Annotated in this window: 13 protein-coding genes; 5 read left to right on the forward strand and 8 right to left on the reverse strand. The window is 37.1% G+C overall.

Annotated elements, in window-relative coordinates:
* Positions 1–199 precede the first annotated feature (199 nt).
* Positions 200–1,567 carry a dNTP triphosphohydrolase gene (gene dgt, locus RCC89_12340; GenBank protein WMJ73946.1) on the forward strand — a complete coding sequence of 456 codons (1,368 nt, stop codon included), beginning with the start codon at positions 200–202 and terminating at the stop codon, positions 1,565–1,567.
* Positions 1,568–1,588: 21 nt separating this feature from the next.
* Here dgt and RCC89_12345 read toward each other — a convergent pair whose 3' ends face one another.
* Positions 1,589–2,638, reverse strand: coding sequence for an SUMF1/EgtB/PvdO family nonheme iron enzyme (locus RCC89_12345; protein ID WMJ73947.1), 1,050 nt, complete (start codon positions 2,636–2,638; stop codon positions 1,589–1,591).
* Positions 2,639–4,262: 1,624 nt separating this feature from the next.
* Here RCC89_12345 and RCC89_12350 point away from each other — a divergent pair.
* Positions 4,263–4,718, forward strand: a complete 456-nt coding sequence (locus RCC89_12350) for a cold shock domain-containing protein (GenBank protein WMJ73948.1) — start codon at positions 4,263–4,265, stop codon at positions 4,716–4,718.
* A gap of 386 nt (positions 4,719–5,104) precedes the next feature.
* Here the strand turns inward: RCC89_12350 and RCC89_12355 are convergent, their stop codons facing one another.
* The 3 genes from RCC89_12355 to RCC89_12365 form a co-directional block, all read right to left on the reverse strand.
* On the reverse strand, positions 5,105–6,544 hold the full coding sequence (locus RCC89_12355; protein ID WMJ73949.1) for a SpoVR family protein: 1,440 nt from the start codon (positions 6,542–6,544) through the stop codon (positions 5,105–5,107).
* Positions 6,541–7,806 (reverse strand): YeaH/YhbH family protein, encoded by a 1,266-nt coding sequence (locus RCC89_12360; protein ID WMJ73950.1) that lies wholly within the window; start codon positions 7,804–7,806, stop codon positions 6,541–6,543. Before RCC89_12360 ends, RCC89_12355 begins: the two co-directional genes overlap by 4 nt.
* 99 nt (positions 7,807–7,905) lie before the next feature.
* A complete protein-coding gene (locus RCC89_12365; protein WMJ73951.1) occupies positions 7,906–9,834 on the reverse strand; it encodes a PrkA family serine protein kinase in 1,929 nt (642 codons plus the stop codon).
* A gap of 732 nt (positions 9,835–10,566) precedes the next feature.
* On the opposite strand from RCC89_12365, the gene RCC89_12370 reads away from it, so the two are divergent.
* A complete protein-coding gene (locus tag RCC89_12370; protein ID WMJ73952.1) occupies positions 10,567–11,910 on the forward strand; it encodes a T9SS type A sorting domain-containing protein in 1,344 nt (447 codons plus the stop codon).
* 61 nt (positions 11,911–11,971) lie between these two features.
* Here the strand turns inward: RCC89_12370 and RCC89_12375 are convergent, their stop codons facing one another.
* The 3 genes from RCC89_12375 to RCC89_12385 all read right to left on the reverse strand — a co-directional run bounded on the left by RCC89_12375 (position 11,972) and on the right by RCC89_12385 (position 17,008).
* Positions 11,972–12,481, reverse strand: a complete 510-nt coding sequence (locus RCC89_12375; protein ID WMJ73953.1) for an ankyrin repeat domain-containing protein — start codon at positions 12,479–12,481, stop codon at positions 11,972–11,974.
* A gap of 194 nt (positions 12,482–12,675) precedes the next feature.
* Positions 12,676–16,263 (reverse strand): PKD domain-containing protein, encoded by a 3,588-nt coding sequence (locus RCC89_12380; GenBank protein WMJ73954.1) that lies wholly within the window; start codon positions 16,261–16,263, stop codon positions 12,676–12,678.
* Between the two features lie 400 nt (positions 16,264–16,663).
* Entirely contained in the window at positions 16,664–17,008 is a 345-nt protein-coding gene (locus RCC89_12385; protein ID WMJ73955.1) for a hypothetical protein, read from the reverse strand.
* An 85-nt stretch (positions 17,009–17,093) separates the two neighbouring features.
* Between RCC89_12385 and RCC89_12390 the strand changes: the two genes are divergently transcribed.
* Positions 17,094–18,029, forward strand: coding sequence for an NAD(P)-dependent alcohol dehydrogenase (locus RCC89_12390; protein WMJ73956.1), 936 nt, complete (start codon positions 17,094–17,096; stop codon positions 18,027–18,029).
* A 71-nt stretch (positions 18,030–18,100) separates the two neighbouring features.
* Positions 18,101–18,736 (forward strand): MOSC domain-containing protein, encoded by a 636-nt coding sequence (locus tag RCC89_12395; protein ID WMJ73957.1) that lies wholly within the window; start codon positions 18,101–18,103, stop codon positions 18,734–18,736.
* Positions 18,737–18,746: 10 nt separating this feature from the next.
* Here RCC89_12395 and RCC89_12400 read toward each other — a convergent pair whose 3' ends face one another.
* Positions 18,747–19,601, reverse strand: a complete 855-nt coding sequence (locus RCC89_12400; GenBank protein WMJ73958.1) for a universal stress protein — start codon at positions 19,599–19,601, stop codon at positions 18,747–18,749.
* Positions 19,602–19,706: the final 105 nt, after the last annotated feature.

Consider the following 19,706-nt stretch of genomic DNA (forward strand, 5'->3'; position numbering starts at 1 on the left):
GTGATGTTGGAAAGAGGCGGTTGGAATTGAAGGGTTGATATGGAGATAGCATGATTTAAGTGGTTAAATATAGGAGAAAGCGCAGGCCCGTAAGCCTGCGTTTTCTATTTATAGCTACTCGAAAAAGGCAGGTAGTAAGGATAACTGGCAGGTTTTTTCGTATATTTCCACCAAATTTGCAGTAAACTATACAACCTTCATGAACTGGACGAATATTATCTCCGAAAAAAGATCCGAAACCGACCCTAAATACACGGGGCCAAGAAGTGAGTATCAGATAGATTTTGACCGTCTGATTTTTTCATCCGGTTTCAGGAGGTTGCAGAACAAAACACAAGTTTTTCCTTTGCCAGGATCTACTTTTGTTCATAACCGGCTTACGCACTCTCTTGAAGTTGCCAGCGTAGGCAGGTCTTTAGGTAAAATAGTTGGCTCGCAAATAGCTGCAAAACATCCGGAACTTCCAGAAGAAACTACGCATTTTTATAATTATGAACTCTCCAATGTAGTAGCTGCAGCCTGCCTTGCGCATGATATCGGCAATCCTGCTTTTGGGCATTCTGGTGAAAAAGCCATTTCTAACTATTTTAAGGAATATAAATCCGAAGTTATAGAGGGTGTTGCACTCAAAGACTATTTCAATGCTAAAGAATGGAGCGATTTTCAAAATTTTGAGGGTAATGCTAATGCCATCCGGATACTGACACATCAATTTAATGGGAAATCTGAAGGGGGGATGAAGCTTACTTATGCTACCCTTGCAGCTATTCTAAAATACCCATGTGAATCTGTTGCTTACGATAAAAACCTCAAGCATCGGAAAAAGTATGGTTTTTTTCAATCTGAAAAAGATACGGTGCTGCGCATATGCAAGTCTTTGAATATGTTAGAAGAAAGTGCTGACCCTACCTCGTACAAACGTCATCCTTTTGTATACCTTACTGAAGCTGCTGACGACATCTGTTATAGGGTAATAGACTTGGAGGATGCGCAGCGTTTAGGGATTTTGCCATCTGTAGAAGCTGAAGGGTTATTGGCCATGCTTTTGGAGTCTTTAGGTGAAAATATGGACAAAGTGAATAATACTTTGAATCGCATTTCTGATAAAAATGAACGGATCTCTTACTTAAGGGCAAGAAGCATCAATGCTTTGATAACCCAGACAGTAGAGATTTTCTCACAATATTCAGATGAAATCATTACAGGAACTTATAATGACACTCTTATTGACGCTCTTCAAGACCGTTGCCCAGCTTTGCAAGAAATCCTTAAAGTTTCAGTAGATAAGATATATAACCACGATTCTGTAATTGAAATAGAAATTGCAGGATATAATGTCATGTCAGATATATTAAGTATGATGGTTCCGGCAGTCTTAAAACAATCGCCAAGCCATAAAGATAAAAAAGTATTACGCTTACTTCCTGAGCAGTTTCTGTTCAGCAAAGAAGCAACTGCTTACGAACGTGTGCTTAGTGTGCTGGATTTTGTATCTGGCATGACGGATTCTTATGCGACAGAGTTGTACCGCAAAGTATTCGGTATTGAAATCCCCAAGCATGGTTAGACCCTTAGCATAAATAGGAATTTATTTGTTGGGCCAATTTAACTCTAAAACACACCTGAAACCAATATTGTCTTGAGGTGTGGTATAGTTGAATGTGCTGTTAACAGTACATTCTTCAAAAGTATCTCTAAAGCTGCCTCCCATGGCTACACCCTTTTCTTCAACCATTTCAGACACGTTGCCCAGCATATTAAATATACCTAGGTTATTCTTAGGGTAATCAAAAACATAGAACGGGGTGTTCAGGTTTAAATATTCATTATCAGGCCGAAAACAATTGATGAGGTAATCTTTCTTGATTTTTTTGTTGAATACCTTAGCGGAATCTTGGTCAATAGTACTGCCTAGTAGGTTTAGAAATTCTAAGTTTCTGGTGTTAATCTTTGTGGTTATTTTTTTCTTGGTAAAAACATGGGGGTACTTAGATGTGTCTGTACCAAAAGCGGCACATTTGATCCACTCTTCCTTAGTAGGCAATTTAAAGTTGAATTCTGTGTATTCTCGGTCAGTAGGTGTATACCCTTTTTTTTTATTAAAACTTTTCGTTACTACTTCGGATCTCCATTTACAGTAGCCCACAGCGTCTTCATGACTAATGCCGACTACTGGGAAATAAAAGAACTGTTGGCTTTTAAAGTATTTAACCTCATCGAGGTGTGAGTTTTGATGGATATATCGAGGTTTTTGTTTAGTCAAAGTCATATATTCTAACCAGTCAAGATTGGTTACTTCTGTCTCATCACAAAAAAGGGTTTTTTCGACCCATACCATTCCAGGGATGTCACTATAGTATTTATATGCTAAAGCTCTGTCATCTGCTATCGATGAAGGAGAGACGGTGTCCATAGACCAATCTGTAAGTTCATCTTGTTTAGACGCTTTCCTTTTAAATGTTTTTCTCTCGTCTACCGTTTTTTGAAAAACCTTGATAGTAAGGCCTTCTTCTGAATTGTAGTGAATGCCAGACTTTTGTCCTCTATATCCAATTTTCCCTGAAAAGGGATACTCTGATAGGTTAACTGTCAGTCCGAGAATGATAAACAGAATAAGTACTTTGAGTAATTTGCTCATATAAAATTAATGCTCCAGTGGCAAAAACATTGTTCAAAATATAGGGTTTTTATACTTTAAACTGAACTATGCGATAGATTTCCGCTATGAGGAGCAAAATAAGAAAGTTCTACTGCATATTTCAGGTTAAAAATACTAAAGGTTCAGGAACAAAGCCAAGTATGCTTATTGGGCGTTTTTGATTTGTTTAGACAGGTCTTGTATTGTTCGGATCTCTTTATCAAATAAGCTATTAATAATATAGTTGACTACCGGTCTGCAATAATCTTTGTGAGTGCTGTAGGGGGAACATTCAAGACATACATCTCTATTTAAAAAAATAAAATTGCCATATACAAAATAGTCCCCACCGACATTTGGAGGAGAACAACTGGACATTAAATGAGTTTGCTTGGATACTTGCTTACAAATCGTTGAGTCGGCCAAATTATATATTTCAAATGAAATGGTAGGAGTGTAGGGTTCTTTATGAACTTTTTGCACAACACTATCAACTATGGGTTTGGTTCGTGTGAACGTCAATAGGCCTAGTGGTTTGATATTGTTTATTTTATCATTTGATTTATACTCAAGTTCAAGTTTATAAGACCAATATGTCAGAGTGTCTATGTTATTGAAGTTCGTCTCAGAGTAATAGTAAAGTTCCTCGTTTTTATCATATACCGATGGGGGTTGTGCAAATACAAACTCAGAAAATGTAAAGGTTATAAATGTGAGTATCAGTATTGTTAATCTTTGCATAGAATAAAAATACAGCTTTCAATAGCAAAAATCAACTTTCTGTGGTGTTTACCCGTTGAAATAGATTGCCAAAAATGTGTGTATGCTTAACTGGGGCAATGTTCTATTAGAGTAAACCTAAGGGCAATAGGGTTAATTAATTCCTTTTGTTGGAAATGATACTCATTAAAGTACTTAGTAAAGTATCTTTCTGTTCTGGGTTACATAGGCAATAATGTCATTTAAGCTAAACCGTTCAAAATTGTCAGATAGGTGGTCATATTTCACCTGTGACCTTTAATAATCTTTCTTGTATAGAAAAGGTAACCTTTTGCAATTTTTATTCCTGGAAAGTGCTGAATGGTTCCAAAGTTCCTTTTTTCCTGTTAAGAACTTAATCTACCTTTTTAATGTAGGTTTTTAGCAAAGTTGATAATAATTATACTGTAATCTCACTAACAAAGTTACTCATGTTTGAAATATGAAAAAGAAAAAAGAGAGTATATTGTGTTCTATATTAAAGCCTAATAGTTAGGTATAAGTACTTATTGTGTGGGCGAAGTAAAAAAGCTAGGGCATTTGTTTTCGGGAATTTTATTTTTCTCTATAGCATAATTAAAATAAACCTTTGACTTTTTCGGTTTTAATATAGTGGGAATGGTAATTTATATCTATATTTTGAATGAATTCTTACATCAGTGGAAAAATTAAAACTAGGTTATGAAGCGAAAAAGTGTTTGTTTTGTAAAATCCTCTTAAATAAAATACAGATCTTTCAGTTAACCTGTTTAGCTTTTCTCTGTTATTCCTGCTTGAGGCAATTTTGAACATTTATCAGGCTTGGTAACTTATATCTATTACCTGTACCTGATAGCTAAATCTTTTAGAACCTTAAAATTATTAAATGGCAAAATCAAGAGAAACTTTTAGTAAAAAAGAAAAAGAGAAAAAGAAATTAAAGAAGAAATTAGAAAAGCAAGAACGCAGGGAAGAACGGAAATCTAATAATAATCAAGGAGTTGGTCTTGATGAAATGATGGCTTATGTTGACGAAAACGGCAATATCACATCAACTCCGCCAGACCCTACCAAGAAGAAAGAAGTCAAAAAAGAGAGCATTCTCATAGGTGTTCCTAAACAAGAAGATTTAGGGCCTGAAGACTTGATCAGAAAAGGAACGGTAAGTTTTTTCAATGAGTCCAAAGGATATGGTTTTATCAAAGACCATGAGACACAAGAAAGTATATTTGTCCACCTCAATGGTCTAGTAGATTCTATTCAGGAAAGAGATAAAGTAAACTTTGAAGTAGAAATGACTCCTAAAGGACCAAATGCCATTGGTGTCAAACTTATTAAATAACATCTTAATATGTTCTTAAATATTTCCCTTTAAGAGCTATTTAGAGTGTTTTGATATACAGGTACAAGATGGTTATCTTGTTTCCTGTATTATTATGCATTATTTTTTTCAAAAGTCTATTGTCTACTATGTTTTGCATAGTTAAAAATACTTCACCTATTATGGCCTTACATTTGAAATAAACATCGATACGTCTTCATGCGTGATGTCTATTTTGAGAATTATATCATAATTGGAATAAAAAAGGCTTAATGAGCAGAATGTTTACTGTATCTTTTACTCATTAACCTTTATCCTGTTCTTTTTCTTCACTCTAGAAGTTAAGAACTATATTCTGCTTCAACCACACCCAAACGATTTCTTGAATGAAGTGTAACAGGAAATCCTCATAAAAACTGCAAGTATTCAACAGTACTATGCGCCTCTTGAGAATCCAGCCTTTTTCCATTAACCATATTATGCGTTAGGTGCATACGGTTTGTTTGGTGTAAGTCTACTCTATCTATTTGTATGTCCGGAACATAGCTTGTACGGGTATATTGCTCACTGAGCATTTCTCTGATTTTTTGATATCCGTTTTCATTATGGATAGCATTGATAATATATTCTTTTTCTTTCTCAAAATCGGCTATAGCAAATAACTTCATGTCGCGAATTACTTTGGGAGAAAGATATTGTAAGATAAAACTATCGTCCCTAAAGTTTTCCATAGCATAATGTACTTGCTCCAACCAATCTTTGCCGATGAGGTTTGGCATCCATTTTTTGTCTTCTTGAGTAGGGTTTTGGCAAATTCTTTTAATATCCATAAAGATATTAAAACCTAATGTATAGGGGTTTATTCCTGAGAAAAACTTACTGTTATATGGAGGTTGAAATAAAACCGAACTATGGCTATGCATAAACTCAAGCATAAACCCGTCACTTAAATAACCTTCCTCAAACATTTTATTGATTATGTGATAATGCATAAAGGTAGCAAAGCCTTCATTCATCACCTTGGTCATTCCCTGAGGATAAAAGTACTGAGAAACTTTTCTGACTATTCTAATGATTTCACGCTTCCAGCCCGGCATAGTCGGCGCATTTTTTTCAATAAAATAAAGAATGTTCTCCTCTGGTTCTTCTGGAAAAGTACCTGTCGTAGACTCTAAAGATTGGTCATTGTCTTTTGGCAATGTCCGCCAAAGCTCGTTGTAATTTTCACGTTTTACGTCTGAAAGCCTCTTCAGTCGGGCAATTTCTTCTTCTGTAGAAAGTTTTTGTGGCTTTTTGTATTTATCTATGCCATGGTTCATAAGGGCATGGCTGGCATCCAGAACATTTTCCACTTCCTCATGCCCATACTCTTCCTCACATTTCAAGATAAAATTTCTAGCAAAAACCATATAATCTATAATGGATTCTGCTGATGTCCACTCTTTGAAAAAGTAATTGTTGGCAAAAAAAGCATTGTGTCCTTGGCAAGCATGGGCTATGACCAACACCATCATGGCAGTGGTGTTGTTTTCCATATTGTAACTGATGCAAGGGTTTGAGTTTATTACCATTTCATAGGAAAGCCCCATTCTGCCCTTGGAATAATTCCCTTGGTTGATGACAAAGTCTTTGCCAAACTTCCAGTGAGGGTAGGAGGTAGGCAAGCCTATTAATGAATAAGCGTCTAGCATCTGTTCAGAAGTTACTATCTCTATTTGATTAGGATAAGTTTTTAACTTAAAATCTTTTTTCCCAATACGGTCTGTAACTTCATCAGCTGCCAAGAGGGTTTCATAGTCCCAGGTGGGACAACAAAACATCTTTTTATATTTATCTTTTTTGCTCATTTGCTAACATTTCTTTTTCTGAACAGTCCTTTAAACACCGGCCATATCTCATTTACTTCAAATATATTGCGCATAGAAAACTTATCTTCATCCTGGAGAACTTGGTAAGCATCCCAAAGGCTGCTGCTTCTTTCACTTTCGTTGATTTCTATGTAGGCCATGTATTGAATAGCCGGAAGGATTTCTTCTTTTATCAGGTTTTGACACTCTATGGCATCAGCATCTCCCCAGACATCCCCATCACTGGCCTGACAACAATAGATATTCCATTGGTGATCATTGTACCGTTCGTTTATGATTTTTTTCATTAGCTTCAATGAAGGAGCGACGATGGTGCCACCGCTTTCCCTTGAATTGAAAAACTCTTCTTCGTCTACCTCTTTTGCTTCTGTATGATGGCGGATAAAAACCATCTCGACTTTATCATACTGCTGGGTCAGAAAAAGGTATAATAAGGTGAAAAACCTTTTTGAAATATCTTTTTCATGAAAACCCATAGAACCAGATACGTCCATTATGCAAAACATTACGGCAGAGGTAGCCGGTAAAGGAACTTGCTCAAAATTGTTGTACCGTAGGTCCAAGTCTTCAAAAAAAGGAATGGTTGCTAATTGGTTTTTGGCTAGCTCTATTTCTTCTTTGAGCTTTTCCTTTTTTTTAGGGTCTTTTTCTTTTTCCAACTGCTCCTTAAGATCTTTAAGCCTTTGCTCAAAAACACCATGTAGGGCAATTTTTCTGCCTAAAGCCTGACGGTAGCTGCTCTGTATATTTAACCGTGATGGCACGCCATCTTTGATATACCCTGACCTGCGGTTTTTATATTTTTCTGTACTTTCCAGAAACTCCTTGATAAGATTAGGCAACTCCAAATCATCAAAAAAATATTTTAAAAACTCCTCACGGCTCAAGATAACGCTAAACTCATCTTCGGTAGTACCGGGCTGGTTAGACCCTTTTCCTTTTCCTGATCCACCGCCTCCGCCTTCGGGTTTAGGAACACGGTCTCCTTCAGCAAAGCGATCATTCCCAGGCCGCACGATATTCTTGTCTCCAGTAGCAGGATCATGGCGAAAGGCTGGCTCTTTCATGCCTTTTACAGGAACTTTTACGGCACCACCGTTCTTACTATCGGTTATTTTTTCAGAACCTATAATGTCCGGTAACGCCTTTTTTATCTGGCCTTCAATTCTCTTTAGGAATTTTTGCCTGTTATTAATTGACTTTCCTGATGTATTTTTACGCCTGTCTATTATGATACTCATGCTGGAATAATTTAGGAAACAATACTGTTTCGTCTTAACTGGTTCAATGGTTTCAAAGTCTTAGCGGAACACATATTTCACATGCACTCCGCTAAAAGCTTAGCCCATCGATTTTCTCACGCGCATAAACCAATCTACCAATATCCTTATTTGCTTATAGGTATATCCACGGCCTTGCATACGGTTCAGGAAGTCTTGGTGCTTCTTCTCATTATCGTTGCTGGTTTTTGCTGTAAATGATATGACCGGTAGTAAGTCTTCAGTATTGGTGAATATTTTCTTCTCGATTACATTCTTGATTTTCGCATACGAATCCCATCTTGGATTCTCTCCATTGTTGTTTGCCTTATACCTTAAAAAGAAATTTGTCACTTCTGACCTAAAGTCTTTTGGATTGGCAATTCCTGCTGGCTTTTCGATCTTTTCAAGCTCTTCGTTGAGCATGGTTCTGCTCAATACTTCCCCAGAATCTGGATCCCGATAATCATTCTGTTGCATCCAATGGTCAGCATAGACCACATATTTTTCAAAGATGTTCTGTCCGTAAGTATTATATGATTCAATATAAGCCTTTTGGATTTCGTCAGAGATAAAGGATGCGTATTTAGTAGCCAACACAGATTTGATTAGGTTGAGGTACTTTTCTTCAGTATCCTTGTCCAGCATCATTTTTACCACTTCTTCTTCCAATACATAAAGTAAGTGGACAGGGTTGGCCGCAATTTCCTCACTGTCAAAGTTGAAGACTTTACTTAACACCTTGAAAGCAAAACGGGTAGAAATACCGTTCATTCCTTCATTAATGCCGGCTTCTTCTCTATATTCTTGTAGCGACTTGGCATTAGGATCTGTCTCTTTTAAAGTTTCGCCATTGTAAATGCGCATTTTACTATGCAATGAAGAGTTTTCAGGCTCTTTAAGTCGGGTCATTACAGCGAACTGAGCCAACAAGTCTAAGGTTTTAGGTGCACAAACAGCTTCTCCTAAAGAACTTTCCCGAATGAGTTTTTCATAAATTTTAATTTCTTCACTGACACGTAGGCAGTAAGGGACCTGTACCTTGTAAATCCTATCAAGGAAGGCCTCATTCTTTTTGTCATTGATAAATTTTGCCCATTCTGACTCATTGGAGTGTGCAAGAATAATACCGTCAAACGGAATGGCACCAATTGGCTCAGTACCTTTGAAATTCCCCTCTTGCGTAGCGGTAAGCAGTGGGTTCAATACCTTGATTGGAGCTTTAAACATTTCCACAAATTCCATGACACCTTGATTGCCGAGACACAAGCCCCCGGTATAACTATAGGCATCGGGATCGCTTTGTTGGAACTGTGCGAGTTTACGAATATCTACTTTCCCTACAAGCGTGGAAATATCTTGGTTGTTTTCGTCTCCAGGCTCAGTTTTAGCCATAGCTATCTGGTCCTGAATAGAAGGATATAGCTTGACTACTGTAAACTTATTAATGTCGCCTTTAAACTCTTTTAGCCTTTTTGCCGCCCATGGACTCATACAAAACGGAATGTTCCGCGGGGGGATTTTATACTCTTCCTCTATTTCCTTTTTGTAGTCAGCAAACAACCCTAATGGACTTTCATATACAGGACTTATTTGATCACCTGCCTTTAGCACATATATCGGGTTCTTTTGCATAAGACTTTTGATCTTTTCTGCAAGAGAGCTTTTACCGCCACCCACAGGCCCCATAAGGTAAAGGATCTGCTTTTTCTCCTCCAGCCCCTGTGCGGAATGGCGGAAGTAGGAAACAATTTGCTCTATGGTATTTTCCATGCCATAGAACTCTTTGAATGCAGGGTAGATCTTGATTTTCTTATTGGAAAACAAGCGGCTAAGTACCGGGTCTTCACGTGTATCAATAACTTCTGGTTCACCAATGGCATCCAGAAGACGCTCTGCAGGTCTTGCATAGACTTTGGCGTCTTTCCTGCACATGGTCAGGTATTCTCCCACAGTCATTTCGTCCTGCGAACTATTGTAGTTTGTTTTAATTTTTTCAAAGATGCTCATGAGTCTTAATGTTTTTATGTGATTAGAAATATCTCACGAATGAGCTTATTATTAATTCTGGAGGGATTTCCGCCGAAAAGGCAGACAGAAGTACACAATATAATATTTAGGCACTTGGTGCCAATTATTAGGTTCTACTATATATAAGAACGAAATAATAACATGTAACTTTATATAATAATGTCAAAAAGTTATTTTAAAGCTTCTGATTTTCAAATATGGCTTAAAAAATAACCTACTTATAATTGATTTTACGAATGTCCTAAAAATAGGTTTGTGTTAGTATTGATTAAAAATAGCCTGTATTTTTATAAAATGGGCAAAAAGTCTTAGACTTCCGAAAAAAACACCCAACTTTTTTTATTATACCTTACATTAAATACCAAGAAATTTGTAAAATGTTATTGTAATAAAAAGGTATTGCAACAAATGCTTATTAACGCTCCTGTTGAATAATCATAATAAGAACTTAATTATCTGTATAGTAATTGTTTAAATGGTTGTACGCATAGCATTTTTTTATGTTCTAGTGAGGGACAGTGTCCCACTTGATAAACATGTTACAACCTTGCTTTTATCACTATTTTAATAAGGAAAAAGTTAAGTTTACGCAGGGTAACGTACTTTCTATCACAGATTTTATAGGTTTAGTAAATTTTTTTTCATTTATGGTATGAAATTGTCACATCAACCATTTATATTTGATCCAAAATTTTAAACTAAATAAAAGTTATGAAGAAAATTTTACTTTCTACCTTAATGTCATTTGCAACTATACTATATGCAAATGCACAAATAGGAGACGGATTCATTCATGATGATTTCCGTTTATCAACAGATTATATGGTTAGTGATGAGGATGGAGCAAAAGGTCTTTTCTGGTATGATGGGCCAAACCTTTCTGTAGATAGACCTGGTGACGGTACGTTGAGAGTTGTAGGTACTGGTTCAGAAGCGTGGGGTGGTTTTGGATTATCTTTTGGTGAAAACCCTGATGGAGGTGTTCATAGCCATGACTTTGGTGATAACCTTGATTTAAGGTTTACTGTTACCAACGAAGCTGAAACTGATCAAGATACTGCCCACGTGACAATCGTAATAGGGTCTGATGGCCCAAAAGAAGGTGATGAATGGGTTAACAGAGCTGATATACATCCTGATATAGAGGATGTAACTAATGATTGGGGGGATCCTGGAAGAAAAGAAAAAATTCAGTTTGTTCTAAACCCTGGCGAAACCAAAGAAATATTCATTGATTTGTCATCATACGGTAATATTGGTGGTTTAAAAGCTTTAAGCTGGGACTGTGGTGGCCCTGATGAATGTCCTGAAACAGAGTACACTTTAGATATTTCTCAAATTGTTGATTTTAACTTTTCTGTTAATGGTGAACTTGCTGAACCTGAGGCTGATAGAGGTATAGCTACGCATTTTGTTCCCTACAATGGAACCTTGGTTTTTGAAAACTTCAAAATTGGAGATGTTCCTGGAGAAGCACCAGTAGCAACCACTATTGAAGAAGTTATTGCATTAATTGATGATGAAGATACAGAAGAAAACTCTGTAAGTATTACTTGGGAAGATGTTGCTGATGCTGACGAGTATATTGTTGCTTATTCAGAAGAAGAAGAAACTGGTTATGTTCAAGTAACTAAAGTGGATGGAAATACAACAGATTTTACTCACTATGACAACCCTGACCAGCCATTAACTGAAGGTGTTACTTACTATTATATTGTAGGTACAGTTGCAAATGGTAGAATATCTTGGTCAGACGCTGTAGCAACAGAAGAAGAAGAAGAAAACGAAACTTCTGCTGCAAGAGCTCAATTGAGCGCTGGACTTAAAATTTATCCTAACCCTGCTGAAGATGGTTTTGCTGAAGTTACTTATTCTGCGCTTCCTAGCATGAACATCGAAGTGAAGGTTGTAAACATGATGGGTATTGAGGTTCTTTCTGTTCCTGGCCGTGCCAATGGTGCTACTCTTAACCTTTCAAATCTACAAGGTATCTATATGGTTAACATCATTGCTGATGGTGAAATCGTAGGTGCTGAAAGAGTTGTTGTTAGATAATTAAAACAACACACATAAATATTGAAAAGGCTGTCTTTTACGGACAGCCTTTTTTATTTTCTTATGAAGCTTTTTCTGCCTTGTAAGTTTCAAGGGTTTTTAGCGCTTCCATGTTTCCAGACTGCCGGGCAAGGTCTATAGAAGAAAGTCCTCGGGTATCTTTCATTTCAGGGTCTGCTTTATACGCCAGCAAGGTTTTGGCCACGTCATTTCTTCCAAACATAATAGCAAACATTAAAGCAGTCATTCCGTTATTGTTTTGGACATTTGGGTTGGCTCCTGTTTGAAGTAGCAGTTTTGCCACTTCATGGTATCCTTTAAAAGAACATCCCATAAGGGCTGTGTTTCCAGCCATATCTTGCAAATCTAAATCCACTTTTCCTTTATGAGTAAGCAGCGCGACAGCATCTAAATGTCCTTCATAACATGCTAGGATAAGTGGAGTAAAACCTTTCGAGTCTTTAAAATTCATATCTTGGCCTTGTTGAACCTGCTGGTTCAGGTATTCTGTGTCGCCTTTTCTGGCAGCGTCCATGATTAAGATGGTTGGGTCTGTTGAATAAAAATTCATGAAAAAGTATTTTTAGGTTTAGAAATATTATAAGATATTTCAAGTATTAACTTTAAAATACTTTTATGGTTTAAATCTTTAGTATAGGGCCTGCTAAAAAAGTCACAAGTGTGTGTAGCCAAACTTTGCACCTATAACTCATAATTTTATACAAATATAAACAGATTAGTATTTTTGGTGTTTTTCAGCGCTCCCTAGTATATGACCTGTATCCACCCTGTGGCAATATAATCAGAATCATCAGGGCTGCCTTTTAAGTCTAGCACATAGTAATATGTTGCAGGAGGTACCAATTGTCCATTATGTATTCCATTCCAAGAGACTTTACTATTAGCTTCCTGTTCATGCAATACCATACCCCATTGGTTAAAAATCTGTAATTTTGATAAAGAATACTTTTCCAACCCCAGCACTTCCCATGTGTCATTCTTTCCATCTCCATTAGGCGTAAAAGTATTTCTAATATCTACAGGCCTGTAATTGTTTACTACAATAGAGGCGGTTGCTTGGCATCCTTGGTTAGCTATTCCGTTATAAATAGTTGCTTCATATGTTAAAGCAATATTTTCATTTTGAGGCGTGTAATATGCATTTATCCCATTTTCGGCAATATTCAAAAAGTCGGTAGGGCTCCATAGGATTTCTGAAATATGGCTTTCTGTTTGAGTATGAAACTGAAGTGGCAGTAACACTTGGTCATCAACTCCGTAGGTTGCATAAACTTCTTTATCTTCAAACCATACATCTATCTGTTCATACACTTCTAAATAGGTTGAATCATAAGAGGGAGGGCATTGGCCGTTGCTGGCCATTAAGGTATACCAACCAGTAGCGCCGGGAGAGTGGACATCAAAAGTATAGGGCACTGTGTCTCTATAAATGATTTCTCCATTTAAAAACCATTCATAAAACTGCCTTTCTATATTGTCTTTCGAAGTGACGAGAATAGGCTCGTCTGTCTCACAAATGGTGTTTTTGTTAACTTCAATTTCTGCAACAGGGGTGTTTAAAATCGCAATATTAAGGGTGTCAGAATAGACTGTGTCAGATAATAGACAATGGTAATCTGGGATTAATTTTGCAAAAATTTGTACATCTTCTTCGGGAGAAAACTGTAACATATTGGAGTGAGAATGTTCATACAAAAGTTCGTGGTTTACATTTGAAAAATAAAACTGGGGGTGTTCTCCTGGGTCTTTTTGTGATTCAGCAGTTAGGTTTATTTCTGTTCCTTGGCAAACTTCTTCAGGTCCTGTAATGCTAAGAGTTGTTTCAAATGGTCTTTCTGGAAGAATGGTCAATAGTGCGCTGTTTTGTGGACACACTCCATTGGATATCACCCATTCTGCTATTAATGTATCATTTAAACTATCAAAGTTTCTAATAGGCGAAGCTGGGTTGTCGGCTTCGATGATGGCATTACCTGTGTTTGATATAATATTCCAAGTGCCGGTGCCAATAATAGGTATATTTCCAGTCATAGACTTGTTTGAACCTGCTACGCAATAAAACAAAGTATCCTGCTTTTGGTCCGAAACAGTTGCTTCTGAAGGTAGGAGGTCTAGTGGAATGGTAAAAGTACTGGTATCGCTACTGCACCCTTCTGGAGAGAGCGCGTTAACGCTTCCAGTAATGGTGGTAGCGTCTTGCGCTGTAAAAGTTATGGAATCAGCAGCAGTTTCATATATCAAAATGTTATCTCCTGTGTCCAATGACCATGAATAATTGTTGTCGGGTGAACCTGAAACATTTAATGTTCGGTCTGAATATTGACACAGAGGGTCTAATGGTGATACAGTTGGAGAAGGAGGGATAGAGTCTACTATAATGGTGACTTTTGAAGGAAGGCTTTCACAAATGAGTCCTCTATACGAAACATAATATTTAAAAGTTCCTGCGGTTCTTCCTAATTCGGGTGCATTAGCTATCTCTAATGTATCTTCGTAATTATACCATACATGTTGTCCCATAGCCGCAACAGGGATCGGAGCTACAGGAAGATTAGGTAACTCTGGCGTATTTTGACAGTATCTTAGTGTATCGGATATCACAGTAGGAATTCGAGGGCTTGGGAAAATGTGAACAGTGCGTTGGACTGTATCAGAACAGACATCTGTATTCGAAACTGTATATTGAACTGTATGCAAACCCGGCGTTAAAGAGTCGATAAGATAACCTTCTTCTGTAATGATATCTCCAATAAAAACACCCCCTTCAGGAGAAACATCAAAAGGAGCTTTAAACATAGATGGGTGGCAAGCGTACGGGGTTGGTTCAAAATGCACTTGGACAGACTCTTTGATGATAAAATCTAAACGGGCATTGGCATCTTCGTCTCCTGCGGGGTTAATAACGCTTGCATAGAAACTATCTCCATTGGTTACTGTTACGCTTTCAGGGTTTTCTACTATTGAGGTATAGTTTTCATCGTTAAACCATCTCACGAAGGCCATTCTTCTCCCTATAAGCCTGCTATTATGGTCTGTCAGGTCATAACTGGAAACTTGTGGTGGAGTGCCTTCTGTATCAGAACATAATTCTATGGTTTCATTGAGAGGGTTAACATCTTCACATTCTTCAACAATAACTTCGTAGGTTTCAGAGCCTGCTATGCATCCCTGACCATTGAAAACACTTACAGTTACTGGATAGACACCAGGTGCTCTGTAGGTGTGATTGTTATGAGGCCTTATCAAAGTGTCAATGTTTCCATCTCCATAGTCAAAAATAAATTGGGTATTAACGTGGGTTCCAAAATTCCCTATTGCACGTATATGTACGCTTTGAGAAAGACAGCTTTGCGCAGGGGTTATGTTTAAAGTATCAATATACAAAGGCAAATTCCTAATAGTGGATGAGGTTGAATAAGTTTGACATCCAAAGTTACTGTTCGCATTTAACGTAATAGTGAAAATCCCATATTCTTGATAACTATGTGTAATTGTGCTGTCTGAGTTGGTTTCTATTACTGTGCCATCACCCAACCTCCAAAAGAAATTTTCTGCACTGGTAGATAAGTTTGTGATTTCAATTTCGTGAGGGATAGAACATCCTACCCTCCGGTTTAGCCTAAAGTTTCCAACGGGAGACGGCCTAACAATAACTGTTGCTTCGGCAGTATCACTAATACAGTTCGAAACATCATTATATGTCGCATATTTATATGTCCAAGTTCCGGGTCTGTTAAAAAAATGAGTTATATCGTTCATTCTTCCAGATATATCGTCTATGTCTTCTAAGTACCAGTAAGCTCTATTGGCAATGCCTGTAGGGTCTCTACCTTGTATCGTATCAAACCTTCCTTCACAAATAGATGCTGGGTGGTAAGTTATTTCGGCTTTTGGTGTTCCGATATATGCCATAGAATCTTTTTCCGGAATGGCATTTAGCACGTCCCTGTTAATCTCATTAATAGCTTCTAACCTTATGTGATATGCCCCAGGTTCTGTATATGTGTGGCTTATGGTTTTTTCATTAGTGGAAATTATGGTGCCGTCTCCTAAATGCCATGTAAAGTTGAGGTGTGGGGTAATTTCTGTGGTGTTTATAAAAGTTACTGTGTGAGGAGCTTGACAGCTGGTATTGTTTTCAAGTAAAAATGAAGCTATTGGGTTTTCTTGGCAATTGCTTAATGTTGGGGCAGAGTAGTGATGAGGTGTGGAAAAGGTTTTAGCATGTGATTCTAAAGAGTTGAAAACCCAAAACAATAATAAAAAAGGTACAAACTTTATATATAGCTGTTTGCAATGGACAAATGGTGCATGTAATCTTAAACCTAGCATAATTATAACGCTCAATGGGCAGTTAGCTAAAAAATAGTAGACAATGGATAAGTTATAATTCTTGTCTTAAAAAAATCTCTTTTTTTGATTGCTTTCAAATAACTGCATAGCCAATAATCTTCCTGAAAAATGGAAAGTGAAAAATATCATTAAATGTTTAAAAAGGTGGCAACAAAAACTCAGCAAAGCTCATTTACTTTGTTCCCCGTTTGTTATAATTATAGCAATACTGTGAAAATTTGCTCGGATTATCTTTTTTCACAACCATGAATGCTAGTACAAACAATATAAAAATATTAAAAAATTATATAAATTTCAATATGTGAGCAAATTGTACCATATAGCTCTGTCCGAAATACATCATTTCTATCGACGTCTATCCTATGCTGGAAAAAGTTGATTATTCCATATCTTTCCCCAATAAAAAGTAAATTCTTTCTTTAGTTTCTTTTGATAAACCTTCAATTTCTTCCTCAGAAACCAAACCTTCGATCATTAAATCTACCAGGGCCATAAAGTACCTGCCTCCGGTCAACCCATCAAATTTTCTTGACAGGTTTCTATCATGTTTATCCAATGTCTTATACATGTTGAGATAAGTTTCTCGAGGGTTTTGCTGTGATTTTTCCCATTGGTCTAGCAACGCCTTTATTTTATTGATGCCATTGATGTAATCCCGCTCTAGCCCTTTGTCCAGTAACTGCCTGACCAGTTTCTTTTCCGATTTTGTAAATGTATAGTTCATCTTCGCATATAGGTTTATTGATGATGTAGCCAAGATAATAACACTATGGGGAAAAATGAATTATTTTATGAAAAGAGGAAATTTTATGAAAGCAGCAGTATTAAAAAGCTACGGAAAGCATGATGTGTTTGAAATAAAAGAAACTTCTGCGCCTAGCATTTCAAAAGGACAAGTATTGGTCCGTAATTATGCATCGTCCGTCAACCCTGTTGATCTACAGGTTAGACGTGGGAACCTAAGGTTTGCTTCTGGTTTGTTTGGGGCTTCCATTATAGGAAGTGATTTTAGTGGCAAAGTCATAGAGTCGAAGAGCAGTCATTTTAAAGAGGGTGATGATGTTTTTGGCTTTGTTACGGCTACCAAAGGACATGCCTATGGTGAACTTATAGCTGTTGATGAAAAAAATGCAGTACTCAAACCCAAAAATCTATCATATAAAGAAGCTGCAACTTTGCCTTTGGTTGCCAGTACATCTTGGCAGGCACTGCTCAAACTTGGAAAATTAGCGTCAGGTCAGCATGTTTTAATAAATGGTTGCACTGGAGGGGTTGGCTTTACTGCTGTGCAAATTGCTAAAAGTATAGGTGCTACGGTAACTGGGGTTTGCGGGAATAAGCACCTGGATGATGCAAAAAAGTTAGGGTGTGATGATGTACTTGATTATCAAAATGACAAACTACCACAAGATCATAGGTTCGACTTGATATTTGATACTGCTGGCAAATTATCCCTTTCAGATGTAGAACCCTCTTTAAAGCCAGAGGGGCAATTGGTCGTAACCATCCCTGTTATGAAAAATCTTGCTACTATGCTCAGGTCTTCTTTTGAATTGGTGAAGAAAAGAATGAAGCTGGTAGTGGTATTTCCTGAAACAGAAACTTTAGAAAATATTAAAAAGTTGATAGAACATGAAAAGCTGCGGCCATACATTGCCAAATCTTTTGATATTAAAGATATATCCTCTGCGCATAAAATGTTAGAAGATGAAAGCTTTGTTGGGAAAATAGCTTTGGAGATTTAGTTGCTTTCTTGTTACTAGAACTTTATATTTCCGGTAGAATAGCGTTGTACCAATAGCGGGAATGGGGAACTATGGAAGTTTTGTCTACCAATATATCTGAACTTAAAAAGATTTCTGTAAACGGCCGGGAGGAGAAAACCGGCTTTTTTAAATCAGTCGTACACCGTCCAATTTCGTTGGGAAAAAATGGAGTAGAGGGAGATAGAATAGGAGACAGGGTGCATCATGGAGGGCCAGATAAGGCTTGTTATTTATACTCATTTGATCATTACGATTTCTGGAGAGCAAAATATCCAAACCTGAATTGGGACTATGGAATGTTTGGAGAAAACTTAACCGTGCAAGGGTTAAATGAAGCTGAAGTTAATATAGGTGATATTTTTAACGTTGGTACGGCCACAGTCCAACTGTCACAACCCAGGCAGCCATGTTATAAGCTAGGGGTGAAGTTTGAAGACCCAAAGATGGTAAAGGCATTCAAAAGCACTCCTTATCCAGGAGTATATGTTAGGGTTTTAGAAGAAGGTTTTGTAAAAGCGGGAGATAACTTTCAATTGGTGAATAAAAGCCACAACTCCCTTTCGGTAGCCCAAGTTTTTGAATTGATATATGATAAAACACCATGCAGCGAAATACTACATCAAGCGATCAATGATGAAGCGCTGGCCATTAACGTGAAAAACTACCTTTTAAATAAGCATTCTTAACCACTAACGATTAAGTATCTTCTGTGTCAAGGTGGAAAACCAGCAGAGGTAAGGTTAGTTTTTTAAGGATTCCTTCTGTTACACTGTTTCTGTATAAGTTTTCCAAGAAAACGGGTACATGGGCACTCACTACCAATAGGTCTGCATGTTTGTCTATTACTAAGTGCTGTAAAGATTCGATGACATTATTCCCTTGTGCAGTTAACCATTCGATTTTAGGATAATTTACGACTCTTAAAGTTTTTTCCTTAAATTCTTCAAAGATGACTTTGTTGTTCTCCTGCTCCCCTGTGTATATATTGACAATAGATAATTGTGCGTCATATGCTTCGGCAAGTACAGTTAACTGATTGATTTTTTGAATTTCATTTTCAGAAAGGTTACAAGCATAAACAATATTTTTAATAGGAGAAAAAACAGATTTTTGGGGAACGACCAATACTGGGCACTGGACATTTTCAATTACTTTAGCAGTGGTATTTCCGAACAGGTATCTTTCTAGAATATTGCTGTTTTTTGCACCCAACACAACTAGGTCAACATCATTTTCTTTGGCGGCTTTACATATTTCTTTATATGGCAAACCTTCCAATGCGACTGATTTACAAGGAGCTTCTGGGGCTTCTTGGTGAATAATGTTGCAGGCTTTGCTGGTCTCTTGTTCGGTTTCGGCTGCTATCTTATTTTTCTGGTCTTTTACTTTGTCATAGTCTCTAACATCTGTAACTATATTAAAAGTTTTGTACGCATGCACAACAAGAAATTCTGACTGAAACTTTTTTACAAAGTCAAGTCCATATTTTAATGCGTTGTCTGCGCAGGGGCTAAAGTCTGTGGCAAACAATACTTTGATACCATTTTTCATAATGTAAGTATACTTATATAAGTAGCTTAAAACCCGATGTATGCAAACCTATTACTTTGGTTAAAAAAAACTTGCCGCATAAACCGGGTTTTAAGCAATTGAATA

Source organism: Cytophagaceae bacterium ABcell3 (assembly GCA_030913385.1).
In the GTDB taxonomy this organism is placed as follows: domain Bacteria; phylum Bacteroidota; class Bacteroidia; order Cytophagales; family Cytophagaceae; genus ABcell3.

Coding starts and splice junctions, on each gene's coding strand:
- RCC89_12355 (WMJ73949.1), bottom strand. CDS start 6,544: ATGAGCAAAAAAGATAAATATAAAAAGATGTTTTGTTGTCCCACCTGG.
- RCC89_12370 (WMJ73952.1), top strand. CDS start 10,567: ATGAAGAAAATTTTACTTTCTACCTTAATGTCATTTGCAACTATACTA.
- RCC89_12375 (WMJ73953.1), bottom strand. CDS start 12,481: ATGAATTTTTATTCAACAGACCCAACCATCTTAATCATGGACGCTGCC.
- RCC89_12390 (WMJ73956.1), top strand. CDS start 17,094: ATGAAAGCAGCAGTATTAAAAAGCTACGGAAAGCATGATGTGTTTGAA.
- RCC89_12360 (WMJ73950.1), bottom strand. CDS start 7,806: ATGAGTATCATAATAGACAGGCGTAAAAATACATCAGGAAAGTCAATT.
- RCC89_12395 (WMJ73957.1), top strand. CDS start 18,101: ATGGAAGTTTTGTCTACCAATATATCTGAACTTAAAAAGATTTCTGTA.
- RCC89_12345 (WMJ73947.1), bottom strand. CDS start 2,638: ATGAGCAAATTACTCAAAGTACTTATTCTGTTTATCATTCTCGGACTG.
- RCC89_12385 (WMJ73955.1), bottom strand. CDS start 17,008: ATGAACTATACATTTACAAAATCGGAAAAGAAACTGGTCAGGCAGTTA.
- RCC89_12400 (WMJ73958.1), bottom strand. CDS start 19,601: ATGAAAAATGGTATCAAAGTATTGTTTGCCACAGACTTTAGCCCCTGC.
- RCC89_12350 (WMJ73948.1), top strand. CDS start 4,263: ATGGCAAAATCAAGAGAAACTTTTAGTAAAAAAGAAAAAGAGAAAAAG.
- RCC89_12380 (WMJ73954.1), bottom strand. CDS start 16,263: ATGCTAGGTTTAAGATTACATGCACCATTTGTCCATTGCAAACAGCTA.
- RCC89_12365 (WMJ73951.1), bottom strand. CDS start 9,834: ATGAGCATCTTTGAAAAAATTAAAACAAACTACAATAGTTCGCAGGAC.
- dgt (WMJ73946.1), top strand. CDS start 200: ATGAACTGGACGAATATTATCTCCGAAAAAAGATCCGAAACCGACCCT.